Annotated in this window: 28 protein-coding genes and 4 tRNA genes; 9 read left to right on the forward strand and 23 right to left on the reverse strand. The window is 43.5% G+C overall.

Features of this window, described 5'->3' with window-relative positions; genetic code table 11:
* Positions 1-149 precede the first annotated feature (149 nt).
* From L5L98_RS16295 to trmB, 5 genes are all read right to left on the reverse strand, one after another.
* Entirely contained in the window at positions 150-1,091 is a 942-nt protein-coding gene (locus L5L98_RS16295) for a LysR family transcriptional regulator (RefSeq protein ID WP_006082526.1), read from the reverse strand.
* Positions 1,092-1,530: 439 nt separating this feature from the next.
* Positions 1,531-2,352: a YggN family protein gene (locus L5L98_RS16300; protein ID WP_263142379.1), complete on the reverse strand. Its 822-nt coding sequence runs from the start codon at positions 2,350-2,352 to the stop codon at positions 1,531-1,533.
* A 183-nt stretch (positions 2,353-2,535) separates the two neighbouring features.
* Positions 2,536-3,450 (reverse strand): glutaminase B, encoded by a 915-nt coding sequence (gene glsB / locus L5L98_RS16305; protein ID WP_028761292.1) that lies wholly within the window; start codon positions 3,448-3,450, stop codon positions 2,536-2,538.
* The gene (locus tag L5L98_RS16310; RefSeq protein WP_028761293.1) at positions 3,450-3,776 is read right to left on the reverse strand and encodes a YggL family protein; all 327 of its coding nucleotides are present in this window, start codon (positions 3,774-3,776) and stop codon (positions 3,450-3,452) included. The genes glsB and L5L98_RS16310 overlap by 1 nt, the downstream gene beginning before the upstream one ends.
* A gap of 48 nt (positions 3,777-3,824) precedes the next feature.
* Positions 3,825-4,541 (reverse strand): tRNA (guanosine(46)-N7)-methyltransferase TrmB, encoded by a 717-nt coding sequence (gene trmB, locus L5L98_RS16315; protein ID WP_105251866.1) that lies wholly within the window; start codon positions 4,539-4,541, stop codon positions 3,825-3,827.
* Positions 4,542-4,741: 200 nt separating this feature from the next.
* Here trmB and mutY point away from each other — a divergent pair, with 200 nt between their 5' ends.
* Together mutY and L5L98_RS16325 are read left to right on the forward strand one after the other, a co-directional pair.
* Positions 4,742-5,833, forward strand: a complete 1,092-nt coding sequence (gene mutY, locus L5L98_RS16320; protein ID WP_263142384.1) for an A/G-specific adenine glycosylase — start codon at positions 4,742-4,744, stop codon at positions 5,831-5,833.
* 2 nt (positions 5,834-5,835) lie between these two features.
* A complete protein-coding gene (locus L5L98_RS16325; RefSeq protein ID WP_263142386.1) occupies positions 5,836-6,114 on the forward strand; it encodes an oxidative damage protection protein in 279 nt (92 codons plus the stop codon).
* A gap of 82 nt (positions 6,115-6,196) precedes the next feature.
* On the opposite strand, the gene L5L98_RS16330 is transcribed toward L5L98_RS16325, so the two are convergent.
* Both L5L98_RS16330 and L5L98_RS16335 read right to left on the reverse strand, forming a co-directional pair.
* Positions 6,197-6,772 (reverse strand): YceI family protein, encoded by a 576-nt coding sequence (locus L5L98_RS16330; RefSeq protein ID WP_028761297.1) that lies wholly within the window; start codon positions 6,770-6,772, stop codon positions 6,197-6,199.
* Between the two features lie 4 nt (positions 6,773-6,776).
* Positions 6,777-7,328: a cytochrome b gene (locus L5L98_RS16335; protein ID WP_263142388.1), complete on the reverse strand. Its 552-nt coding sequence runs from the start codon at positions 7,326-7,328 to the stop codon at positions 6,777-6,779.
* 389 nt (positions 7,329-7,717) lie between these two features.
* Here L5L98_RS16335 and L5L98_RS16340 point away from each other — a divergent pair.
* The 4 genes from L5L98_RS16340 (at position 7,718) to L5L98_RS16355 (ending at position 8,635) form a co-directional block, all read left to right on the forward strand.
* Positions 7,718-7,793 (forward strand) — tRNA-Phe (locus tag L5L98_RS16340).
* A gap of 34 nt (positions 7,794-7,827) precedes the next feature.
* A tRNA-Thr gene (locus L5L98_RS16345) sits at positions 7,828-7,903 on the forward strand.
* A gap of 536 nt (positions 7,904-8,439) precedes the next feature.
* Positions 8,440-8,515, forward strand: a tRNA-Phe gene (locus L5L98_RS16350).
* A gap of 44 nt (positions 8,516-8,559) precedes the next feature.
* Positions 8,560-8,635 (forward strand) — tRNA-Thr (locus tag L5L98_RS16355).
* A 424-nt stretch (positions 8,636-9,059) separates the two neighbouring features.
* Here L5L98_RS16355 and L5L98_RS16360 read toward each other — a convergent pair.
* A complete protein-coding gene (locus L5L98_RS16360) occupies positions 9,060-9,245 on the reverse strand; it encodes a hypothetical protein (protein WP_105251863.1) in 186 nt (61 codons plus the stop codon).
* Positions 9,246-9,398: 153 nt separating this feature from the next.
* Between L5L98_RS16360 and L5L98_RS16365 the strand changes: the two genes are divergently transcribed.
* On the forward strand, positions 9,399-9,743 hold the full coding sequence (locus L5L98_RS16365; protein ID WP_105251862.1) for a DUF3634 family protein: 345 nt from the start codon (positions 9,399-9,401) through the stop codon (positions 9,741-9,743).
* Between the two features lie 83 nt (positions 9,744-9,826).
* Here the strand turns inward: L5L98_RS16365 and L5L98_RS16370 are convergent, their stop codons facing one another.
* The 12 genes from L5L98_RS16370 to L5L98_RS16425 all read right to left on the reverse strand — a co-directional run bounded on the left by L5L98_RS16370 (position 9,827) and on the right by L5L98_RS16425 (position 20,391).
* Positions 9,827-10,054 (reverse strand): hypothetical protein, encoded by a 228-nt coding sequence (locus L5L98_RS16370; protein WP_113939410.1) that lies wholly within the window; start codon positions 10,052-10,054, stop codon positions 9,827-9,829.
* Positions 10,055-10,342: 288 nt separating this feature from the next.
* On the reverse strand, positions 10,343-10,888 hold the full coding sequence (locus L5L98_RS16375) for a DUF3833 domain-containing protein (protein WP_263142391.1): 546 nt from the start codon (positions 10,886-10,888) through the stop codon (positions 10,343-10,345).
* Positions 10,876-11,490, reverse strand: coding sequence for a chalcone isomerase family protein (locus L5L98_RS16380; RefSeq protein WP_263142392.1), 615 nt, complete (start codon positions 11,488-11,490; stop codon positions 10,876-10,878). The genes L5L98_RS16375 and L5L98_RS16380 overlap by 13 nt, the downstream gene beginning before the upstream one ends.
* Before the next feature lie 94 nt (positions 11,491-11,584).
* Positions 11,585-12,166 (reverse strand): DUF2878 domain-containing protein, encoded by a 582-nt coding sequence (locus tag L5L98_RS16385; RefSeq protein WP_219233928.1) that lies wholly within the window; start codon positions 12,164-12,166, stop codon positions 11,585-11,587.
* 91 nt (positions 12,167-12,257) lie between these two features.
* Positions 12,258-13,532 (reverse strand): SAM-dependent methyltransferase, encoded by a 1,275-nt coding sequence (locus tag L5L98_RS16390; RefSeq protein ID WP_263142393.1) that lies wholly within the window; start codon positions 13,530-13,532, stop codon positions 12,258-12,260.
* A gap of 1 nt (position 13,533) precedes the next feature.
* A complete protein-coding gene (locus L5L98_RS16395) occupies positions 13,534-14,343 on the reverse strand; it encodes a DUF1365 domain-containing protein (protein ID WP_263142395.1) in 810 nt (269 codons plus the stop codon).
* The gene (locus tag L5L98_RS16400) at positions 14,340-15,590 is read right to left on the reverse strand and encodes an NAD(P)/FAD-dependent oxidoreductase (RefSeq protein ID WP_263142396.1); all 1,251 of its coding nucleotides are present in this window, start codon (positions 15,588-15,590) and stop codon (positions 14,340-14,342) included. Before L5L98_RS16400 ends, L5L98_RS16395 begins: the two co-directional genes overlap by 4 nt.
* Positions 15,587-16,387, reverse strand: a complete 801-nt coding sequence (locus tag L5L98_RS16405; RefSeq protein WP_263142397.1) for an SDR family NAD(P)-dependent oxidoreductase — start codon at positions 16,385-16,387, stop codon at positions 15,587-15,589. The genes L5L98_RS16400 and L5L98_RS16405 overlap by 4 nt, the downstream gene beginning before the upstream one ends.
* The gene (locus tag L5L98_RS16410) at positions 16,387-16,833 is read right to left on the reverse strand and encodes a nuclear transport factor 2 family protein (protein WP_219251282.1); all 447 of its coding nucleotides are present in this window, start codon (positions 16,831-16,833) and stop codon (positions 16,387-16,389) included. The genes L5L98_RS16405 and L5L98_RS16410 overlap by 1 nt, the downstream gene beginning before the upstream one ends.
* 23 nt (positions 16,834-16,856) lie before the next feature.
* Positions 16,857-18,359 (reverse strand): deoxyribodipyrimidine photo-lyase, encoded by a 1,503-nt coding sequence (gene phrB / locus L5L98_RS16415; protein ID WP_263142398.1) that lies wholly within the window; start codon positions 18,357-18,359, stop codon positions 16,857-16,859.
* The gene (locus L5L98_RS16420; protein WP_263142399.1) at positions 18,346-19,377 is read right to left on the reverse strand and encodes a MerR family transcriptional regulator; all 1,032 of its coding nucleotides are present in this window, start codon (positions 19,375-19,377) and stop codon (positions 18,346-18,348) included. The genes phrB and L5L98_RS16420 overlap by 14 nt, the downstream gene beginning before the upstream one ends.
* A gap of 60 nt (positions 19,378-19,437) precedes the next feature.
* Positions 19,438-20,391, reverse strand: a complete 954-nt coding sequence (locus L5L98_RS16425; RefSeq protein WP_107946875.1) for a YbgA family protein — start codon at positions 20,389-20,391, stop codon at positions 19,438-19,440.
* 274 nt (positions 20,392-20,665) lie between these two features.
* Here L5L98_RS16425 and L5L98_RS16430 point away from each other — a divergent pair, with 274 nt between their 5' ends.
* Positions 20,666-21,190 (forward strand): hypothetical protein, encoded by a 525-nt coding sequence (locus L5L98_RS16430; RefSeq protein WP_263142403.1) that lies wholly within the window; start codon positions 20,666-20,668, stop codon positions 21,188-21,190.
* Between the two features lie 152 nt (positions 21,191-21,342).
* Here the strand turns inward: L5L98_RS16430 and L5L98_RS16435 are convergent, their stop codons facing one another.
* The 3 genes from L5L98_RS16435 to L5L98_RS16445 are packed head-to-tail and all read right to left on the reverse strand — an operon-like array spanning position 21,343 to position 23,100.
* Entirely contained in the window at positions 21,343-21,627 is a 285-nt protein-coding gene (locus L5L98_RS16435; RefSeq protein WP_028761311.1) for a heavy-metal-associated domain-containing protein, read from the reverse strand.
* A complete protein-coding gene (locus L5L98_RS16440; protein WP_309247085.1) occupies positions 21,624-21,941 on the reverse strand; it encodes a hypothetical protein in 318 nt (105 codons plus the stop codon). The genes L5L98_RS16435 and L5L98_RS16440 overlap by 4 nt, the downstream gene beginning before the upstream one ends.
* 16 nt (positions 21,942-21,957) lie before the next feature.
* Positions 21,958-23,100 carry a transglutaminase-like domain-containing protein gene (locus tag L5L98_RS16445; protein ID WP_263142407.1) on the reverse strand — a complete coding sequence of 381 codons (1,143 nt, stop codon included), beginning with the start codon at positions 23,098-23,100 and terminating at the stop codon, positions 21,958-21,960.
* A gap of 688 nt (positions 23,101-23,788) precedes the next feature.
* On the opposite strand from L5L98_RS16445, the gene L5L98_RS16450 reads away from it, so the two are divergent.
* Positions 23,789-24,865, forward strand: a complete 1,077-nt coding sequence (locus L5L98_RS16450) for a porin (RefSeq protein ID WP_168823015.1) — start codon at positions 23,789-23,791, stop codon at positions 24,863-24,865.
* Positions 24,866-24,869 lie beyond the last annotated feature (4 nt).

Consider the following 24,869-nt stretch of genomic DNA (forward strand, 5'->3'; position numbering starts at 1 on the left):
GTTATAAAAAAGTGCTTTAGGAACCCCTAAAAAACCATCAACAAATGTACTCATCAACTCAATCTAAAGTATTGATTTTAAACGACCATAAAAGTGCGCGCTCAATTTAAAACCACATAAGACTGCTTTTGAGAACAATGTTTCCTATTTTACTGACGTTTACTGAATAATTCGACATAGGGAGCATCCCAATACGGTGGCGTTCCTATGTGATCTTTGATGAATTCGATAAAAGAACTGACCTTAGGTGCTAAGTGCTTACGACGGGGATAAACCGCCTGCAATGGCAGATGGTGGGTCAATTGCCAATCCTTCAGTAAAGGCACTAATGTCCCTTTGGCAATTTCATCTTCCATCAAATAACTCGCAAGATACACAACGCCAAGACCACTGATTGCAGCAGATTTTAATGCAGGCGCATTATCCACCCTGAAATTACCCGATACGCCAATTTCACAGTAGTCATCACCCTTCTTAAATTGCCACATGCTGTGCTCATGCCACTCGCCTTGATAGACCAAACAATTGTGGTCAACTAACTGCTCAGGTCGAGTTGGCTCGCCATGTTGAGCAATATAGCCAGGCGAAGCAACTAACAGGAATTGGCACTTCATCAGAGGTCTAGCAACCATGCCAAGCGGTAATTGCTCAGACATAGTTAACAGTAAGTCTAAGCCTTCGCTCACGACATCCACTTTATGGTCCAGTAAGCTCACTTGTAGCTCAAGCTCAGGGTGTTTTGCCATAAAAGATGGCAACGCAGGAATGATATGCATCACCCCAAAGGATTGGGAAATTCCCACCTTAAGCACGCCGCGGGTCGCATCATTTAAGTTATGCACGCTGGCTATCGCTTGTTCAGCGTCACGCAGCAGTTCTTCACCTTGCAGATACAGCAAATGCCCTGCTTCAGTCAGACTTAAGCTGCGGGTGGTACGTTGAATTAATTGAACACCAAGTCTATGTTCAAGATCGGCGACTTGTGTACTGACCTTAGACTTAGAGATCCCAAGCCTTCTTGCGGCGGCACTAAAACTACCTGCTCTGGCCACATGAGTAAAAATCGCAATAGGTTCTAACAGTTCTAACATGGAAGTCGCCTTAAGCTGTTTACGACAATGATATTAACTTTCGGTGAGCAGCTATGGTTAGCGTAATCATCGCTTAAAAATAACCATAGCATTGATATCTCGCATTAAAATGATATAACGCAGAGATTTAGACCGAAAAAGTCCACTAAAGTAGGGGGTTATATCTGACTGATATGCCAGCTTTTAATTATATTTTAAGAGTATACCAAATATTCGTCTCTAGACTGTAACATTCCGAACTAAATCGCTGCAAGCCTAGCCTATAAGCCACATCAACTTAGCCATAAGGGTTGTCGCCACGATTAAACCGTAGCCAATAAAAAAGCCCCTAGTCGATAAATTGACTAGGGGCGTAGCATTCAAGTTTGACTCATGCACAAGGAGATAGAAGTTATTGCAGTTAAAACTAAGGGCGATTCGCAAGAGATATTTACAAGAACTATTCACGCGGTTCCTTGGTTGAGTTTTGTGTCAACACATAAGGTGCTAGTTCAGGCACTTCTTGGCGCAATTGATTTTCAAGCACTAACAGATTTTCAAATCGGTCGCACAAACGGTCAGCCTTAGCTTCTAATCCCTTAGATTGGCTCTCAACTTGTTGCTCAATATCTTGGCCTAAATTGTCCATTTTTTTGGAGAAGGCATCCATCTTGGCTTCAAAATTCTCACCGCCACCAGACATGATTTGGCCACCTAAGTTCATCATAATTGCGCCAATTGAATTCTGGACAATTTGTTCCATTTCCTGCTCGAATTCATCGTTAAATGTACTTTGCATCGAGTCTTCAGTCGCCCCTAAATAGAAGCTATCACCATTCTTATAAGCCACTGAATCAACCCGTTTTTGAACGCCAGCCATCATTTCATCAAATTTTGCACCAGCGGCATCACCCATTAAAGGTGTTAAGGCCATACCAACCGCTTTGGAAGCAAGAGATACTGCCTCATTCACCAGTTCAATCACTTCTGGCACTTGAGTCGAAACTTCATCGGCATATTGAGTAACCAATTTTTTCTGCTTGTCGGTTAAGTTAACTTGCTTACCTTCCACAAATAACTTGTCAACTTCGATGCGATACTTTTCTGTGCCCTTCTCGCTCATGACTAATTTTTTAGGCTCAACCATAACATCATAATTTAAGGCGACTTCACAGCGTTCATCTATTTTTGGCTCTGTTTGTGCTTGCGCCAGCTGTACGCTAGATGTTCCTAAAATCACGCCAGATAATGCAAATCCAGTTAATAACTTATTTAATTTCATTTTTGTTCGTCCTTTAATCTGAATAATTCGATAAACCTAAACTACTGAATAGCTTATAGCAGGAGACGTGCCAACTTTATAACAATATGATTATGTTGGATTTTGAAATTAAGCACTAAAAGGCCATTAGCGAAATTCGCTAACATTTAGTCTGATAGTGCTAATAAAAAACGAGAGATAAGACTAGAAAATAGAACGACCGAGACGCTGACTTAGATGCTCAAGCATGGCTGTGCCCGCAAGTGAGTTGCCATTATTATCGAGTTCTGGCGACCATACACAAATCGACAGTTCTCCAGGGATCACGGCAATAATACCTCCGCCGACGCCACTTTTACCTGGCATACCAACACGATAAGCAAACTCACCCGCACCATCGTATAAGCCCGAGGTTGCCAACAGAGCGTTAAGTTGTCGAGTTTGCACTTGAGAGATAAGCTCAGACCCTGTGATACTTTTGCCGCGATTAGCCAAATACAACATGGCCTTAGACAAGTCAGCACAATTCATCTTCAAGGCGCAATAATGAAAATAGGTGCGCAGCACAGTATCAACATCGCCTTGAAAATTACCAAAGGACTTCATCAAATAAGCGATAGCCGCATTGCGCGCACTATGCTGATATTCTGAATCTGCTACTTGTTTATCGAAACACACTTTATCGTTTTGGCTTAGTTGCCTGACTAACTCAAGCATTCTGTGTTTAGGTGCACCTAAACGACTCTGCAATAAGTCAGCAATCACTAACGCGCCAGCATTGATAAATGGGTTGCGTGGCTTGCCACGTTCTAACTCGACTTGTACTAAAGAGTTGAATGAATGGCCCGAAGGTTCTTTGCCAACACGGCTCCAGATTTCGGCTTCTTCATATAAAGTTAACGCTAAGGTTAAGCTGAAAACTTTGGAGATACTTTGAATCGAAAACGGCTCAAGGTAATCGCCCGCACCTAAAGTTTCACCGTCAACAGTCGTGACGGCAATACCTAATTTGCCAGCATCAACGCTGGCCAGTGCGGGGATATAATTTGCAACCTTTCCTTGGCCGAGCAAGGGTCGAACTTTCTCGACCACTTCCTCAAGTAATGCCAACTCGGGCATTAACCCCACCAAATGTCGTACAGTTCGCTAACTTCAACCTGAGATACTTTTTGGGTCGCCCAGAATGCCTTAACTGCAGCAATATCTTCTTCGGTACATTTACCAATCGTTTGGGTGGCTATAATGCCTTCCCATTCGATGTGGCCGCCGCCATGGAAACCTAATTTACGGGTTTCGATCACTTCATCGATGAATTTATCTACAGTTGCATCGATATCGGCTTCAGATACTGATGCATCAAAAGTCCAAGCCATATCGAAACCTAACTCTTGGAATTCATCAACGCGCATTTTCTTACGTAAACGACGGCTACGATTAGTTGCCATAGTGATTTTCCCTTTTGTGTTTAAAATTAGCTAAAATTGAGTTCGTGATTAAGCGATACGCTCAAACATCAGATCCCATACACCGTGACCCAGTCTATGGCCGCGGGCTTCAAACTTTGTCAATGGACGATGATCAGGACGCGGCACCACACTGCCGTCGGCCGACTGGTTTTGATAACCCGGAGCGGCTTGCATCACCTCTAACATATGCTCGCTGTACTCTTCCCAGTCAGTGGCCATATGGAACACACCGCCAATTTTTAGCTTGCGACGAATCAGTTCGGCAAATTCAGCTTGTACGATGCGGCGTTTATGGTGACGTTTTTTATGCCAAGGATCTGGGAAGAACAATTGCACTCGGGCTAATGAACCGTCAGCAATCGCATGTTCTAATACTTCCATGGCATCGTGATGATACACACGTAAATTAGTCACACCAGCAATGGCGGCATCACTGAGGCAAGAGCCTACACCCGGTTTATGTACTTCAATACCAATGAAATTTTGCTCTGGTGCATCTTTAGCCATTTGTACTAAAGAGGCGCCCATGCCAAAGCCAATTTCCAGCACAGTATCAGCTTCACGACCAAAAACGTCGCTTAGTACCAATGGCACTGGGCTGTAATCTAAACCCATTGTTGGCCACTGGCTTTCAATAGCGTGTGCTTGGCCTTTGGTTAGGCGACCTTCTCTCAGGACAAAGCTTCTGATCTTGCGCAGATACTTGCCTTCTTCATTAAATTCAGCGGTAGTGACTTCGCTCATTTTTGCCTCGTCTAGTGGACAACACCATCATAAAAGAAGGGCATTATCCAAAGTTCAACATACAGTGCAAGCACTAATGGGGCGAAAGTATACCAAGATTATTTAAGAGTGCGAATTTAGCAGCGATTTTTAGCTTTAGATCCCTTGCCAACTTATCTTTGACGCTTGTCTAAGAAGATAACTGCCGCTACACTGCGCCGATGAAATCTACAGCCTCCTTCGCTACACGTATCATCTCTTGGTACGACAATCACGGTCGTAAAACCCTCCCTTGGCAGCAAGATAAAACCCCATATCGCGTATGGGTTTCTGAAATTATGCTGCAACAAACTCAGGTTGCGACTGTTATTCCCTATTATCTTAAATTTATGGCGCGTTTCCCCGATGTGTTAGCACTTGCTAACGCACCAGACGATGAGGTATTACATCATTGGACCGGTCTTGGCTATTACGCTAGGGCGCGTAATCTGCATAAAGCAGCCAAAATAATCCGCGATGATTATCAGGGATTATTTCCAACACATTTTGAACAAGTGCTCGCCCTACCCGGCATCGGCCGCTCGACGGCAGGCGCAGTATTGTCATTGTCACTTGGGCAACATCACCCCATTCTCGATGGCAACGTAAAACGTGTATTAGCAAGACATGGGGCAATCGCAGGTTGGCCAGGGCAAAAGACGGTTGAAGAGCAACTTTGGCAACTGACGGATGCCTTCACACCGCAGCAAGATATTCAGAAATATAATCAAGCCATGATGGATATCGGCGCCAGTATTTGCACTCGTAGCAAACCTAACTGTGCCGCTTGCCCTGTAGCGATTGATTGCAAAGCTCAACTGATTGGCAGACAAACCGATTTCCCTGGCAAAAAGCCTAAAAAAACCATACCAACCAAAGCGGCGTGGATGTTAGTGATGATGCAAGACAACCAAGTCTTTCTAGCTAAACGTCCGCCAGCGGGAATTTGGGGCGGGCTCTGGTGTTTCCCTGAATTCGCTACCCAAGCCGCCCTTGAAACTCATCTTGAAGAGCAAGGGTTTGATGCGCAGCAACTCGAATGGTTAACTGGCTTTAGGCACACATTTAGCCACTTTCATTTAGATATTCAGCCCATGATGCTTAACTTAGATAAAACTCACGGCAATAAACAGAGCGTGGGCGCTGTCATGGAACAAAACCAGTCTCTCTGGTATAACATAAGTCATCCTTCCAAAGTGGGACTCGCCGCCGCCACCGAGCGCGTGCTAGCCAATTTGGGATCACTCGTTCAATCCGCAGTCAGTAAGGAATAATCATGGCGCGTACAGTCAATTGCGTATATTTAAATAAAGAAGCCGACGGCCTAGACTTTCAACTGTATCCAGGTGATTTAGGTAAGCGCATTTTTGATAACATCAGCAAAGAAGCTTGGAGCCTATGGCAAAAAAAGCAAACCATGCTGATTAACGAAAAGAAACTCAACATGATGAATGTTGATGATCGTAAGTTTCTTGAAGAACAAATGACCTCTTTCCTCTTTGAAGGGAAAGAAGTAGAAATTGAAGGTTTTGTACCTGAAAAAGACCAAGATTAATTTTTGTCGTTCACTTAACGATAAAGCTTACAAAAAAGCGCCTTTCGGCGCTTTTTGTTTATCTAAATGGCAGAATAAAGAGTTACTTACGCACGCCTTCAACCACTAGATCTAACTCAACATGGCTAGATGCTGGACCTAAATCCATCTTGATACCGAAATCTTTCATCGCAAAGGTGGTTGTGCCCGTAAAACCGGCACGGTAGCCACCCCAAGGATCCTGACCTTCACCCACAGCATGGGCCTTGATCGCTAAGGGTTTAGTCACACCATTTAAAGTTAAGTTACCGTTAATCACTAAATCGCCATTTCCTTTATCTTCCACCGAAGTAGATGCAAAGGTCGCTTTAGCGAATTTGCCAGTATTAAGGAAATCTTCACCGCGAATATGTTTGTCACGCTCAGCATGGTTTGAATCGACACTTAATGTATTCACAGTGACATTCACTTTCATCGCAGTTGGTTTAGCCGCATCGTAGCTAAAATCGCCGCTAAAATCATTAAAACGCCCCACCACATAGCTATAACCTAAGTGATTAACTTTAAATGTAATAGAAGCATGAGCGCCTTCATGATCAATCACATAGTCAGCAGCTGAAGCCGCCACAGGAGCCAATAGAGATACACCAATCAGTGCGCTTAACAGTTGCTTTTTCATTGTATTATCCTCGTTTAAATTTAATCATTCTAAGTAGGGTGGTGTCTTTATCGATAAAGTGATGTTTTAATGCGCCCACGGCGTGAATAACGACCAGCGCGATCAAACTGTAAGCCGCATATTGGTGAATATCACCCGCAATATCAGCTTGGTTTTCAAACAAAAGTCCCAATCCTGGTAGTTCAAACCAATCAAACACCCAGATACCACGGCCATCTGCGGTTGAGATTAAAATGCCAGCAGTCATGATGACAAAGAGCAAGATATAGATAATAAAATGCGCCAAATGTGCGGCCGTCTTTTCCCACGGTTTATGGCTCGCCTCATGTACAGGCTTGGGATTAACTAAGCGCCATACCAAACGAAATATTGTCGCCGCCAATAACAGAATCCCAATACTTTTATGTAGATGCGGCGCAGTCTTGTACCAAGTACTGTAGTAGGTTAACTCCACCATCCACACACCGACTGCAAATAACCCAATCACGACGAACGCACTCAACCAATGGGTCACAATGGCGGTAATTCCATAAGCAAACTGACTATTTCGAAACATACTGCGACTCCGTACTCGCGTTTTCTTCATGCTATCCATGAAATAATATTCATTATCATAAATCTAAATTTAAAAACTAAAATCAGTAAAAATCGCTTATATCTTTCTAAATTTTAGAAAGTAAGCCAAAAATCATGATCTGTGAGCACAAAGCTATAGTAAACATCAGTATCCCTCTGACTTGAAAAATACAGCCAACGAATGAAATTGGGCTGAATTCGCAAAATAAGAGATAAAAAACACCCAAGATGTGCATTAAACAGCCGAACGAGTGATTTATCAGGAAAAAGCACTTGCAGAGGTCAAACACCCTAGCTAATATAGCCGCACTTCGAACGATACGGCTTAGCCAATGAGTTCAAAGTAGTTAACTAACGCTTAGTTTAGTTGCCCGAATAGCTCAGTCGGTAGAGCAGAGGATTGAAAATCCTCGTGTCCCTGGTTCGATTCCGGGTTCGGGCACCATTATTCTGTAGTAAAAATTGCAGTAAAGATTTAAGCCGGCATAGCTCAGTTGGTAGAGCAACTGACTTGTAATCAGTAGGTCCCGAGTTCGACTCTTGGTGCCGGCACCATATAAAACAATGAAGCCACTCAATGAGTGGCTTTTTTGTATCTGAAATTTGAATAATAACTAATAAAGTCTGTGGTCAATCGCAACTGACTTACTCTTGATAATATCAGTAGGTCCCGAGTTCGACTCTTGGTGCCGCCGGCACTATATAAAACAATGAAGCCACTCGCTTACTCTTAGTTGCTCCGCTTCCATCAATCAAAGCTCAACAATACCCACTGCGCTCCACAGCTCCTTGCTTGCAATAGATGAGCTTAAACCTTAATTTTTCTCTCCCCAATAGCAGATAAATGAATGAGGAAGTTAGGATAAACAGCCATAAGGAACACCTATTGGCGTTAAAGTGCTGAAACTTTCAGCGGTAAAATAAGAGTAAAACGAAAGAATCAAATAAATAAGCGCATTTTGTTTAATAGTTAATCAGTCACTTAAAAAGGGCTTGCACAGCTAAAGCGAGCACTATATTATACGCGCACTTCGAACGAACAAGGTCTTCGCGACTTAGTTCAAAGTAGTTAACTAACGCTTAGTTTAGTTGCCCGAATAGCTCAGTCGGTAGAGCAGAGGATTGAAAATCCTCGTGTCCCTGGTTCGATTCCGGGTTCGGGCACCACTTTTAAGGTAATGAATTCGATTGGGTTTATTACTGTGCTTTACGCCGGCATAGCTCAGTTGGTAGAGCAACTGACTTGTAATCAGTAGGTCCCGAGTTCGACTCTTGGTGCCGGCACCATATAAACAATGAAGCCACTCAATGAGTGGCTTTTTTGTATCTGAAATTTGAAGTGTTCAGTACAAAACGCAACTGACTTACTCTCGATAATTCCAGCAGGTCCCGAGTTCGACTCTTGGTGCCGGCACCATATAAACAAAAAAGCCACTCAATGAGTGGCTTCGTTGTATCTGAAATTTGAAGTGTTTCAAAGCAAAACACAACGAACTTCCCTCAGTCATAACTGATAGCGCCCTCAATACTGGCACAATAAACGTTCAAATCGAGCGTTAAGATAATTTATTGACTTCATGCAACAGACAATCACTTAATCCTTTACCCCTATAAATGATAGTTTTATATTCGCCACATAAAAAAGCCACTCATTATTGAGTGGCTTTGCGTTCTTATACAAACTATCTAGTTCCAAATGACTCAATCGTGCTTATTTGATGAGCTCGAGTGGCATAGGCCTATCACCTGCTTGAACTTGATGTTGAACATGGCGCCACCCTTGAGTGAGCTCACTTAGATGTGCTTTTCTCTCGGGGAAATGTGTAGCAAGTTTTTCGATAACATCAATTTGCTTCTTACACAATAATGACCAACGATCTGCATTTGATAAGTACATGGCGTTTTCCTTAACTGAGGGGTTACTTTTCCTTAGCCAGTTAAGTCTAGGCTGGAATCATTTTATTGCCAATTCAAAATTGCGCGTTAGCGCACTGTTAAAACAACTAACTCGGGAGTATCTTGGTTCTATAAACATAAGATAGGAGGCGTTATGACAGCCGATATTTTCAAACTCATTTTTGTCGCTATTGGTATATTTCTCGTTTACAAACTGATATTTGGTGGCAAGAAAGGTCTGACTATTTTTGAAATGCATTTTAAAGATGGCCGTATGACTCAGCATAAGGGCAAGATCCCCGAACGATTCGAACGGGAATGCCGCCAAATCGCTAAAACCGAAAAACTGACTTGTACTGTTAGGGCTGAAAAATCAGGAGATGTACGCTTACATATTTCTGCCAACGTGAGTGACAATGTAAAGCAAAGGATTCGTAATCTGTTTCCGTTTGAATATTATGACAAAAAATCGATAGATAACAGTCGTCAAGCGGGTTAGTTCTTCGCCTCTCCCCTAGCAACCTTAATACTTGCTATTGATAGTTAAGTATTGAGGTTGAAGTGAGTTCCTAAGGCATTTTCTTATTTAAACTTAACTGGATACCTAGGTTTTAGAAAATCGGATTCTAACTGACCGTCTTTTCTCGCATCTCGAATACGACGTTCATTATCTTGCACCATAGGATCGCTTGCGGGTTGATGAGGATCGACTTGTTTCTCAGAATGATCCTCAAACTTAAAGTCAAAAGATGAACAAGCAGTTAACGACAGACTTAAAAATACTCCCCATAAAACAACGTGTTTTTTCATCGACTACCCCCTATCTATTTAGACTTAGACTTAGACTTAAGTTCAGATTAATTAAATTTAAACAATGGGTTGCAATAACCTTACCCCCATATATCACTTATGCCACTAGCAAAAATGCCTAGCTGCAACTTTGGTTTGACTTCAACACTTTAATGCAGAAAAAAGGGGGTTATTAGCCAAGCTATACTGTTTAAGCCAATTTAAGTCTTAATCAACATTTAAGCCTTAATCAACAGAGTGAATCCAAGACAAGCTGGGGTAAGCCAACTTAACTAAAAATTGCTGAGACTATTTTTGAATAACTAAAGTGACTTTAGCAACTGTGATGCCAAACTTAATAATATCGCTCTGATTTATAATGGTATTATCATTCACTAAGAACATCCAATCGTCGAAATGAACTTGATATTCCTCACCATCCACAGGCAATAACATATCGTATTTCCAACGTAGCGCACTGCCGCTAGATTGGCCATCGGCAGTACCGATAATGTCACCTGCAGTTCCTGAGTATCGCCCTTCCCCTAGTGCCTTGATGCGCCACACACGAGTTTGAGTTTCACCATCATCATACACAAACCATTCATTAATGACTCCCTCACTTCCCTGCCAACTGGCTTCCATAATGACATTGAATTTGCGGATTACTTTGCCACTAAAATCATGTACAACCCCAGAGGCTTTTAATGGCCCATTAAAAAATGACTCCAAAACCAATGTCGGATGAGTATCTTTATAATCAGTCACTTCCACCGATGAACAACTCGACAACAGCCCTATCATTATTAAACCTAAAAATAACTTTCGGCCGACAAGCCGTTTCAACAATCGCATGGTTTTTCTCCGAGTAATTGCGCCCGCAAACTAGGACGACTAGTGGCTTTCGATAACCAAATCGCTAAAAATGCCTCAGCAAAATTAGCATCATGGATAATGTCGAGTGGTTGATGATTAAAGAAAAACTGACTCGTTTGTCCATCTATCACCTTAAAACTTAAATGGTCGCCCTGCTTCACATCGGGCCAAGTCGCATTTAATAAACCCAACCAACGTTGGATATCATTTTCGGCAAACGCTAGATGCTGCCATTGATCTTTTGTCGCTTCGAGCAAATCCTCTGACTCAATATCTCGATAATATTCAATATCTAACAGCAGAGGATATTGCCCCTGTTGATAACGACCATTTACCGTCATCAGTCTCGCCTTATACAAACTAAACCACAGCCAATCCATTTCTCCGCGGCCCACTTCCTGAAAAGTCTGCGTCACATCGGCGGCATCATTCAGTTCGATAGTAATGTTTTCAAAATCAGGCGTTTTCGCCTCTAACACTTTTAAAGGTGCGGCCAATAAACTGAGGGCCAATAGACTTAAGCAGCTTGAATTCAAAAATGAAAAACCAAGATTTGGGCTACGATTACGAACTGACGACATGGGATCCCCCTTTTACTGCATGATGTCTTACAACAGGTACTTAACTAAAAACGGCATAATGACTTAACCGCGATCAATTTTTACAACTCAATAATTAACGCCCAAACACAGTAAAAGAACGCGCTTTAGTGCTTCGATTAAATCCATAGGGATTAGCAAGTTGGATTAAAAATGGCAGTAAGACTAGCCAAACCAAAAATAACACCACAGCAGAAATAACATTGCCATAGGGCAAACTCACGGCATTAAATTGTGCGCCAGTCAAATAGCTTAACCCACCAAATATGCCCCCGAGTAACGCCTGAAATATCAGCGGTAAAGGTCGCATAAAGGCCAAACTATGATTCAGAGTCAAAGCAAAATGCAGCCACAGGCAACAAAGCCACCAAGGGAAAAGAGCAAACTCAAACACCCCTAAAACAGAGAGTACGGTATCTACGCCTATTCCTAAGGCTGCAACCTTTAGCATCAATAACAAATCCACTTTGCGATACTCGGGCTTACTTAAGGAAGATAGCAGGATAAAGTGAAATAATAACAAAGGGATAGTTAACAACAGTGAGGTGTTAAGCCAAAGTACGCTAGACCACCACACAGCCTGAAAACTCAAGGCGTTATAGAGAATAAAGCCCTGATGTTTAAAAGGAACCCGAGAGTTAGCTAACATGGACTTCATCTTTGCCTCACTTTTATCTTGCTGCAAACAAAGCGGCTCATTCCAACGAAAATGGTTATTTCCACTAAAGTGACTGCTTAATCAAAACAAATTACGTCGCATTAGTGCTATGGCTTGGGAGATGATGGCTAGCAATGTGATAATCCGGACGCACAGCCACTAAATGCACAGTGCTTGTGGTACGTTCTAAAAATCCACCTTCACAATAACTTAGGTAAAATTTCCACATCCGAATAAAATCATCGCCATAACCTAAAGCTTGGATTTCGCCTATCGCATGATCAAAATTCTCATGCCAATGTTTTAAGGTTTTAGCGTAATCGAGCCCCATATCATTGAGCGACCAGACCACCATGTCCGTCTGTTTGGCAATGTGACCGACCATTTGGCTCACTGAGGGTAAGCAGCCACCGGGGAAAATATAACGCTGAATAAAATCCACACTTTTGCGATAGCTGTCGTAACGTTGATCGGCAATCGTTATCGCCTGTAGCAGCATGCGCCCATTGGGTTTTAATAATGATTCCAGCTTTTTAAAGAAGCCTGGCAAATACTCATGCCCTACCGCTTCAATCATCTCGATAGAAACAACCCTGTCGTATTCTCCAGTGAGATTGCGATAGTCCTCTGTCAACAGCGTCACTTTATCGCTTAGCCCTTCGCGTTCGACACGGGCTTTGGTATAGGCATATTGCGCATCTGAAATCGTTGTTGTTGTCACGTGTACGCCATAATGCTTAGCCGCATAAATAGCCAGCGCGCCCCAGCCTGTACCAATCTCAAGCAAGGTTTGACCTGGCTGTAAATCAAGCCGCTCACAAATAGTCATCAGCTTAAACAACTGCGCTTCCTGCAAACTGGCTTCCTCATGGGGATAAAGCGCGCTCGAATACAACATTTCACGGTCGAGGAATTGCTCATACATAGCATTACCCAAATCATAGTGGGCGAGAATATTCCGCTTTGAGCCCTCTTGAGAATTGCGATTCAGCACATGCTTCACACGGTTTATCGTGCCAGTTAACCAAGAGAATTTGGCTTCAATCTTATCGAGTAAGGCTAAATTACGGGCAAACAGTTGTACGACTTTGGTGAGATCTGGGCTCGTCCAATGGCCTTGAATATAACCTTCACCCGCGCCAATGGAGCCTGAAAGCATGATTTGACGATAAAAACTCGGGTGTTTAACCACAAGCGTGGCGTGTAAATCGGTATGACTCTCACCAAAACGATAACTCTTGTCGCCCTCAACCAAGGTCAAGCAGCCATATGGGAGACTTTCCAGCGCCTTAAGCAAGACTTTACGCGCAATACTGTCGGGCAGTTTCCCTGTGGTGACTGAGGTTTGCGAAGCCGTATTTTCCATGTTATTTCTCCATCTGAGCTGGATGCGGCACAAAGGGCACACGTTTAAAAAAGAGTTTTAGCGCTTGCCAATAAATCCCGAAGAAGATCTTGAGAGTCATAAAAGGGAAGCGAAACAAAAGCGTCCGTAAATTGGCCGCCGTGATCGGTTGACGTTTCATCACTAAATTGGCATTAAACAGTTTTTTGCCATTCTCTTGCATCGACTTGTTTTCAATACCGATGTTTAAGTCTTCACTCGGCGCAGACACATGCCAGATATAACGCATATCGAGGGTCATAAAGGGAGACACGTGAAACACTTTGTCAGAAGGTTTGGGCGCGGCTAAATCGACTAAATAGCAATGGCGCTGATCCCAAGGCGTGTTACTCACCTCGGCCAACATGTATAAAGGCGTTTGATCTTGATAACAAAAGTAGAAATTTACTGGGCTAAAATACACGCCAAAATGACGGATCTGACCCACAAACAAAACTCGATCGCACAGTTTATCTGCGCCTAACGCTGCCACTTGAGTCAATACGCGACTCTTGAGTGCAGCTGCGCTCGGATCGACAACAGCCACTTCACCGCTGTCATTGGATGTAGTCGTAAAAGAAGTTAAATAGTCTTTAGGATTGAATCTCAGTAAAGCGTGGCGCTGGCTGGCAAAAACTAGCCCCATGGCACTGATCTTATCGACTTCATCTAAATCAATCGCCAACAGCACCATGGCATAACTAAAACTATGTTTAATCGGCGTAAAACGGCTGTGGGATACAGTGCCGTAATAAATACCGCTATTGAGCTCTGTCACATTTAAACCTGTCATAGGCTGACACCAAAATGGGCACACACATCAAGTGCACTGCGAACGCCATCTTCATGGAAACCATTGTGCCAATAGGCGCCAGCAAAATGGGTATGATTTTGCCCGGATATTTCCTCACGGCGGCCCTGAGCCCTAAGACTGGCTTCGTTAAACACTGGGTGGGCATAATTGAAGCGGCGTATCACTTTCGCCTCATCAATCAACTCAGACTGATTCAAGGTGACACAAAATGTCGGCGCATTGGCTGGCAACTGTTGCAGTATGTTCATGTTGTAAGTCACTGACGCTGGACGTTTTAGGTTACCATCTAATCGATAGTTCCAACTCGCCCAAGCGGCTTTTCGCTTCGGTAAAATACGCGTATCCATATGCAGCACCACATCGTTATTCTGGTAGCTGAGGTCGCCTAAAATGGCGCGTTCTGTTGGCGTAGGATCGTTTAACATACGCAGTGCTTGGTCGCTATGACAGGCTAAAATCACCTCATCGAATTCCAACCATTCACCGTGAACTTGTAACTTCACCCCATTGCCATGGCGCTCAATACCTGTCACGGGTGAGTTAAGGTGGATATTGTCTTTAAAGGGCGCAATAAGATCAGGAATATAGCTACGCGAGCCGCCTTTTAGCACATACCACTGGGGCCTATCACTGACATTTAATAAACCGTGGTGTTGGAAGAAGCGAATAAAAAACTTCAACGAAAACGCACGCATATCTTCTATGCTCGAAGACCAAATTGCCGCGCCCATGGGCAAAATATAGTGCTCGGCAAAAAAGCGCGAAAAGTTTTCACTGTCTAAATAATCACCTAAGTTGCCTTCAGGGTAAATATCCTGTTGATAGAGTGCCTTACAGCCTTTATTGAAGCGCAATATTTCTTTTAAAAAGGCCCAAAAGCGTGGATTCAGGAGGTTACGCTTTTGGGCAAACAAACTGCCTAAATTGTGGCCGTTGTATTCAAGCCCAGTCAGAGCATTGTGCACGCTAAAACTCATCTCAGTCGGTAATATGGTGACATTAAGGCGAGCCAATAAACGTTCAAATCGTGGATACGTTCTGTCATTAAACACGATGAAACCTGTGTCTATAGCGTAGGTTTGCCCTTGATGCTCCACATCGACTGTCGCCGTGTGGCCGCCGATATAGTCATTGGCCTCAAACACTGTAACCCTGTGCGACTCACTTAATAGATGGCCACAGGTTAATCCAGAAATGCCGGTGCCGACGATGGCGATATTCTTCATAAACTCTTGTCCTTTAGCGGCTTGGCTTGAGTATCGTTTGCAATCATTTTTTGCCACACAAAGGCAGGTAAAAACGACATCAACTTCAATAGATAAGTAAAGCGTCGCGGAAAATGGATCTCGCGCTTGTCACCTTTCAGCCCATTACGTATCGCCTTAGAAGCGGTTTGTACACTCACTTGCATTGGCATAGAAAAATCATTTTTTGCGGTCAGTGGTGTCGCCACAAAACCAGGGCAAATCAAGCTCACGCCTATGTCGTTCTTGGCAAGATCGAGCGCAAGACTCGAGGCTAAATACTGCACGCCGGCTTTAGAGGCGCCGTAAGCTTCAGCGCGAGGGAAAGGTAAATAAATAGCGCTGGAACTCATTAAGCCAATACGTGACCCCCTAGGCATTAAAGGTAAAAATGCCCCGAGGCAATATCCCATTGCAATTAGATTGGTATGGATAACGCGCTCGAACAACACATCATCGAAAGCCTTAGCATCATCAATATATTCACAACTGCCCGCATTCAAAATGACCAAATCGAGCTGAGAATCTGTTTTCGCCAATAGCTCAGCTACATTTTGGCCAGCTTGTTGAACTTGGTCGCGCTGGGATATATCAAAAATTAACAACGTAGCACCGACTAGTTCATTCAAGGCTAACGCCTCTAACCTTTCTTGGGAGCGGCCACAGGCAATGACGTGCCAACCTAAGGACAAATAATCCTGCGCCAGTTGCAACCCAATGCCTGAGCTTGCACCTGTAATCAGCACTGTATTTATTTTCATCGGCTTAACAGCGTCCATTACTTTGCCGCCCTGTCTTTGAGCAAGCGGATAAGGCCGCCCATGCAAGGCAAATGCTCATACAACATTTGCCCTAAGTCGAAGTAATCCCTGTGAAAATAAATCTTGTCGTTGAATTTAAGTTGGCTCATGCCATCAACACGGATAAGTCCGCCTTTATTCAACTTAGGGTGGCTATATTCCATCTGCCAGAACAGCGCGGCTTGATTCGCATCCTGCTGTACTTCTTTGATCTCAAACTGAATATGCTTAACATTCTTATATAACTTCGCGAAGTACTGAGTTAACGACGCTAGCCCTGTGATTTGATGCATAGGATCGGTAAAACTAATACTGTCGTCGTAAACCCGACCTAACAGATGCAAGTTATCTTTATTTAAAGCTTGATAAAGCTGAATAAAATCATCAACAAGCGTATTAGTCTCAGTCGTCGCTTGGTTTATCATCTTGTTATTGCTCCTGATCCTATTTATTGGGCCGTGGCCTTTTTCAATACGCCTAATACTGTTAATGCCCTTGCTCTTGCTGCACTGTGCTCGACAATCGCACTTGGATAAGCCGTTTTAGTGTTGAATAACGGCTGTTCAAACAAGGACGGTGTATGCGCTGTACTGGGTTGATGTAATTGCTTAATTCCCCAAGATGCGAGCTCTGGTAAATACTTACGGATAAAGCTGCCATCTGGATCAAATTTTTCACTCTGGCTTATAGGATTAAAAATACGGAAATAAGGCTGAGCATCGCAGCCACAACCCGCAGACCACTGCCAGCCGCCATTATTCGCGGCTAAGTCACCATCAATCAGTTTTTGGCGGAAATAACGCTCCCCCCAGCGCCAGTCAATCAGCAGATGTTTAGTCAGGAAACTCGCCACCACCATACGCAGCCGATTGTGCATCCAACCCGTTTGATTGAGTTGGCGCATTGCGGCATCCACAATCGGATAGCCAGTACGACCTTCACACCAAGCAGCAAACTCCTGCGGGTTATTGCGCCACTGCACATGGTCGGCTTGACGATTGAAATTGTGATTCTTAGATAAATCGGGAAATGCCACCAGCAAATGACGGTAAAACTCACGCCAAGTAAGCTCATTTAACCAAGTACGAGCAGGGCTAGTGTCGTCGACAATCACCTCAGGGAATTGATGCAACAGCGTGGCAACGCATTGTCTTGGACTTACGACACCAATGGCCAGATAGGGTGAAATTGAACTAGTACCATCAATGGCGGGGAAATCCCTATCTTGCTTATAATCCTGCACTTTTTGCAGAATAAATGCTGAGAGTAAACGCTTCGCCTGCCCTTCTCCCGCAGCCCAAAGTTCACTCGACACTTTAGTGACATTGTTAAACAAAAGCGGCTTTGGCTCGGCCAACACAGGTCCAAGTGGCGCCGGAACTGGAAGCGGCAAAATGGCATGGCGGGCGGCAATTTCTCGCCACTTACGGCTAAAAGGAGTGAAAACCTTGTACATGTCGCCGGATAAATTCAGCACAGTGCCCGGCTTAAGCAAACAGTGTTCTTCGGTTAACACTAGAGGAATACCCGATTGAATACAGGCTTGGTCGCGCTGTTGCTCGTTAATCTCAGGCTCACTGCCAGCAAACACACGGCCAATACCCTGTTGCTGGCAGTAATGAGTGATAAACGCTGGCACATCAGCAAAGGTATCTAACTGAATTAACTCGAATCCAATACCAAGACTCGCCAGTCCTTGGGCAAGTAAATTGATATGACGTTCGATAAAATCCAACTGAATTGGCGCAACGTCATGGCGCTGCCACTGGGTTGGCGTAGCAATATAAATGGCCTTAAGTGCCACGCCATTCTCCCGCGCCCAATCGCAAGCAGCGGTTAATGCCTGATTATCGGCAAGGCGTAAATCTTGGCGAAACCACATCAGTGCATTATTGCCCTGCACTTTTATTGGAATTGAATCTATTTGCATTGAATCGTTAGCTAATGTCATTGTTTTTCTCGCTATTTATCTGCTCGCTTTGATTCACGGTATTCATCTTTCCACTGTGCTTACGACTTCTATTCACCTTCCCCGCTAAACGAGATGGCATTTTCCCAATCAAGTCCGTCGTCGAAGACGCCAAAAAAGCAGATAAAAAGCTTAACGTTGGCGCAAAAGGCCCCATAAACCAGCATGGGAAAGTCATTTGTTCCAATACAGTCAGCATTTCAGTCTGTTCAGAACCCGAATGATTTGAGTCGGGAATAAGCAAAAGTGCATCGACGTTAAGCCTGCCTCGCAGCAAAGGTAAACTGCCCATGGCTTGCTCGCCAAGATCAATAACCGATACCCGCAGCGACGCTAACTCAAGCGATAGAAGTAGAGAAAACAAAATGTTAGTGCGGGTGGAATTAAGCGAGGTATGTGCTCCACGGGATAGACTCACCACAGCGATTCTCGCCGTCACTGCCTGTCCATTAAAGGCATGACGTCCACCCACTCGGTTAAGTAACTCGCTCTTTAACCAAGCAATAATCAACTCGGCATCGAGCCGCTCATTCACTAAGTCCTCGAGTTGATTAAGCCAAGGTTGTAGCAACTTTTCTTTCACCAATTGGAAAGGATATAAGCCAAATGCATCATCTAAAATCTGCTGTAATTTGTGCTGATTGAAGTCGAATAATGCCGTATTAAGCGCAGTGACTTGCTCGCACCATAAATCAATGGCTTGAGTTTGAACTATTTCTGTAAATGAAGATTTAGCAGCACTCATCAGCAAAGGTTTAACCTTACTAATCGCAACACCTTTAGCCAGCCATGCATTAATCTCATGGATTTCTTGGATATTTTCGCTCGTATATAATCTGTGTCCCTTGGGTGTACGTGCAGGGATCACTAAGCCAAAACGGCGCTGCCATGCCCTTAAGGTCACGGCATTCACGCCCGTTAAGGCCGACACTTCACCGATGGGGAGTAATATCTCACCATTGGGTTCTGTGTGGGCCGTGTTCTCTATAGTTTGTTTCATATTTCAGTAATAACTCACTAAATCAAAAGCTAAAATCAACTGAATGCGATTAGATAAACGTTAATAGGCATAGCGCAGCTTTAACGCCTCAGGATGAGGGTTTAAGTACACTTGCTCTTCAATATAAGGTGTTGGAAATTCGCGTAAATAATGGTTAATGAGCGTGATAGGTACTAATAACGGCAATAGACCTTGGCGATATTTCATAATCGCTTCAGACAGTTCTGTCTTTTGCTCTTTGCTCAAATGCTTTTTAAAGTACCCCTGAATATGCTGCAGCGTACTGGTATGATTTTTACGGGTCGCATTAATTTTCAGCGCCGTCATAAAACCTTCAAAGTAGCGGGTCGCGCTTTGCTCAAGATCCTCAATATTGGCCACTATCGGCCCAAGCTCGCGATACCATGTCGGGCTGTGTGCCATTAACAGGTATTTATAGCGGGAATGAAACTTCACTAACTTATGCTTAGTCAGCCCTTCATGTTTCATCAGGTGCCAATCGTGATAGGCATAAACGCGGGTGAAAAAGTTCTCCCGCAGCACCATGTCATGCAAGCGGCCTTCTTCTTCCACGGGCAATAGTGGATATCGTTCCATCAACTTGCGAGCAAATACACCAATGCCAGACTTAGAACCATTGTTAGTGCCAATTTTATACTCTGTTACCCGCTCCATGCCGCAGGTTGGCGACTTAGCGCAAAGTAAGTATCCGCCGAGGAAATCGAGCTCTTCAACCTTGTTTTCGCTGTATTCATTGAGCTTATCGGTCACATCTAAGCTACCGTCACCACTCTGAACTAAGATGGTTTCCCCATCACGGACTAGTCGGATACTTTTCCGGGGTGCACCTAAGCCAATCGCCATTTCAGGACAAATGGGCACATAATCGAAAAATTGCTTAATCTCTTGATTACAATAGGTCGAATTTTTATGTCCGCCATCAAAACGAACCTTCTCCCCCAATAGACAAGCGCTGATCCCAATCTGAATTCGCTGCGGGTTAAACTTGTACATAAGTCGACTCCTTGTATCACTATGCCTTTAATTACGGACCATAGTTGTACAAGGATCAAGTTTTTGTATAAATATTTTTTTTAAAGTATCGTTTAACAGTGACTCCTGATAAATCAACCACAAATAAACCTAACTTGGCCTATAACTTGCTAATTCAAATTGCAAAGTTGTCATCAAATAATATTGAAACGTCCAGCAACACCCATTAGTTAACCGCTCAACATTTTAAACCGCAGGTGGCCAAGGGACAGATTCATATATAAAGGAGTCGAATATGAGCACAATTAACCCCAATAGTTATACCAATACCTTTGCGAAAAGTTATGCCAATGTGCCACTCAAGCAAGTCGAGCCGAGCACAAATGGCCTAGGAACTCGTGCAAATTCAATGACGGCGGCGAATCTAACTTCATCAATAAGCCAAGATACTGTAACGCTCTCCTCTGCAGCATCGGTAACGACTGCCGATACCTATAGCCATCTGGCCCCTAACGCCAAACAAGGCTACACGGGTAATGTGCAAGCCATTGCAGGCACGCCTGAACCAGACAAAAGCATCAACAGGTTGGACAAAGCCATGCAGGCTATTTTAGATAACCGTACAGGAGTCGATAGGGATAAAATTAATAAGATAGATGAAGAAATGGCGAAGGTTGCCGCCGATGAAAATCTATCTGAAGAACAAAAAGCCAAGCAACTAGAATTACTGCAAGCGCAAAAATTGGATCTGATTAAGGAATCATCGGAGAAAAATGAAGAGCGGCAACGTCGTATCGAGCCCGAGGTGTATTACAGCTAACGAAGAAATGACCCGCAAAGGAAAAATAGGCAGTGAAGGAAGTAACAGGTGGGATACAGAGTGTATTTTCTCGGTGAAATATCAGTCTAATCATTTAAAACTAGACTGATATTTTATAATGTCGCTCAATCCGTTACTAAAGACACCAACGCTTAGGATTGTTTTTCTACCTTATTAATACTGCCCTTATACCCAGTTTCGTCGACGGCCTTAAGCAAACTATCTAGATTAAAATCCTCTGGCACTGTCACTAAGGCTTGCTCTGTTTTTAACGAAGCCTTGGCCTTAATCACCCCATCGGTTTTACGCAGCGCTTTATTCACGACAGTGACACACAGCGGACAAGTCATGCCCTTAACATCTAAGGTGACCAGCACGTTTGCCGCCCAGCTCGACGCTGAACACAGACTTAAGGCGAGAAATAACACTAACTTCATTCAAGCACCTCTAATAACCAAGGTAATACAAAAGGATATGACTGAAATGCCAGCACAACAGGTACAGTTAACCAGTACAGCCACAGCATCTGAGTACGACTCAACGTCGCGGTACACAGTGGCTTTTTAGCAAAATAGAGCCGCCAAAATCCCATCAGAATCAGCCCAGACGACAGTATCAACATGGGTACTTGCAGCCAGCTAAGTTGCTCAATCCCCGATAGACTTGCGGCCGACACCCCGAACACCAGATAAATAAGCGGTGCAATACAGCATAGGCTTGAAGCAACCGCAGCAACCACTGCGGCGGCCATAGTCGCTAAGATGCCCTTAGCGTTGTTCGGTTGACTGGTAGTCATAGGCAAACACTTTAGGCTCATAATAGTTCACGGGATCGCCATCAACTTCGGCATAAGGGTAGCCAAAGTTATTCAGTGGTGTCTGCTCGGCTTCAGGGAATAAATCAAAGTCGCGGCCATAGTTAAAGCCAACCCAGTTCATTTCCCAATTACCAAAGAGGTAATCATTCACGGCCTGAACTGCGGGATCGCTGTGTTCTTTTTTCTCCGTCAAACGCATTTTTGTCACATCGGCGGGATCGGCTGGCAACCAACCATAACCCGCTAAATAGAACATAGCGCGACAATGTTGACCACCACTGACATCGGCAACCCCTTTGTCATCGGCACTACCAAAGGCCTTTTTAGAGTATTCGCCCATCTTGATCGCCTGACCTAAGCGAATCCCAAACATCTCACGGGCAGGGATCCCCACTGCGCGCATTAGCGCCACAAATACTGAGTTAATATCGGTACACTTACCGCCTAACTTGCCACTTTCGAGGATACTTGCTACATCACCCGTACCACAGCCAATCACGCTATTATCGCGAAACATATTAGCGCTAACCCAAAGATAAATCAGTCGTGCTTGCTTCAGTGGTTCAGTCTCGCTGCCAACGATCTTATCTGCTGTTTGCTTCACAATACCATTAATCGGCATGTGTTTAGTCGGCAGCAAATAACGTTCAACATCTGCAGGATAATGTATCTGCTCTGGGGTGCGGTAATGGGTTAAGGCGCCGCTTTTAACGGGTTCCCAATCTATCGTTTCAATATCAAGCTCAACCGTTATTGTCATGTTCGCTTTGGCATCGGGCCAAGTCGCAAACAGGGTTTTGGCGCCATAACTGTTGTTTGAGCTGATATAGGCGTCTTTAAAACTACCCGTAAAATTCAGCTGACTCACCAATTGGAATTGCGTGTCTTCGGGCAAAGGGATCCACAACTTAACCACACCCTCAGACCCTTCTGGGGCAATAAGATGGTAAGTATTGATTAAGGTAAAACGGCGGCGTCCATCGCTTGAGCCATGTTCAACGACACTCGATTTAGAGGAAGATGCTAGTACTGGCGTGATAAAACCCGCAGTCGACAAAATAGCCGCACTTTTTAAAAAATTGCGTCTTTGCATTATGAAATTCCTTTTATTGGATCATATTTAGGAAGAAGAGAAACTCAACATAAGAGAGCAAGATTATAGGTGCTACAGCACTGTGCAGCAATCAAGCCGCTAACCATACAGTATAAAACCACGACATCGGAGAAAAAGACTCAGTAAAATATGCTACAGCGCTGGCATACACATGAAAATGGAATAAATATCGACGTTGACTTAACAAGCATAATCAATGATAGACTTAGAGCATTTTTATGTAAAAAAAATTTTAGTTTAATAAAAAAGTATCAATTACGTTATTTTTATAATCTAAAGGCTAAATAACAACCATATTTAGCTTTGACTAATGTTGTTAATAAAGATAATTATCTCACCACTTTTCACTCAAGCTTTGAGTCTCTCATTTAGCAAAATCAGTAATATTCTTTGGCAAATTTTCGAAACAGTTTTCAGGGAGATCACAGTCTCACCTGAACAGTTTAATGGTATGGCTGAGTAATCATTCCAAATTTAGAATATTGAACTTACAGTTTTGACTTAAGTTAGCTCGAATTACCTAACGCTTTTTACTCATAAAATATCAAACTTATCTTTCAAAATGGGAGCCAGACCACCATGTTGCAAAAATGTTTAATAAAAGTTTGCGTATGTTTGTGCCTGTTCTAGGCTTAAAAACGAATATACTCACTTAAAGGGCTTTTTTATGAAACATAAGCTTTCATTAGGTCTTTGCTCACTTTTGCTCAGTTCTACCGCTTATGCAGAAGTCAACATTTCAGGTTTTGCCTCAGTTGTTGCTGGTCAAGTTCTCGAAGGTTCGGGCGTTGCAGAGTTTGATTTAGGCCCCACCTTTCTCGCCGATTATCCACTCGTTGGCGCCTATGATGAAGATATTAGTTTCAAACCCGATACCTTATTTGGTATTCAATTCTCAGCGGATTTACTCGAAGGTTTATCTGCCACTGCACAGGTTGTTTCCCGCGGGGCTGATGACTTTTCGGCAAGTTTTGAATGGGCTTATCTGTCCTATGAGATCAATGATCATTGGACAGTACAAGGAGGTAAAAAACGCTTACCGCTCTACTATTACAGTGACTTTTTTGATGTTGGATATGCTTATCCTTGGATACGTCCACCCGCAGATAATTACACATGGCAAATATTTAACTACACAGGTGTCAGCGCCTTATATAACTATTTAATTGGCGACTGGACTATGTCTGGACAAGTCTATTACGGTAGCGAAGATAGCGAACCTAATAAGCTTTTATCTGATTTTTTCTTCCTCGAAAATACCCGAGAAGTATGGAAGGATATAGGCGGTATTGTTGTTCAATTCAACAAAGATTGGTTAGATATTCGCCTCACGCATATGCAATACACTAACGAACGTTATATTGGTGGTATTCAGCAGGAATGGAATGGTAGCAACCAACGTACGGGTAAGTTTTATGGCCTATCCGTTAATATAGATTATGAGAATTTCCTTTTTTTATCTGAGCTTAACCGCTTAGATCTCGATGGGAGTAATCTAGATACTTATCTTCTCTCGTTCGGCTATCGTATCGATTCAGTGATGCCTTACATTTCCTATTCAGACTTCAATGATGGTGAAGGCGGTGAAGTTCACCATACAAGTTCTGCAGGTATACGTTGGGATTTCCATCCTTCGGCGGCCTTTAAAATTCAGTATGATGACGTTAAAGATGACGGTGGCCCAGGTATGAAAGTCGCAGGGGATTCGAAATCCATCAGTCTTGGCATTGACTTAGTATTTTAGGAGA

This window comes from Shewanella sp. SM23, assembly GCF_025654295.1.
GTDB lineage: Bacteria > Pseudomonadota > Gammaproteobacteria > Enterobacterales > Shewanellaceae > Shewanella > Shewanella oncorhynchi.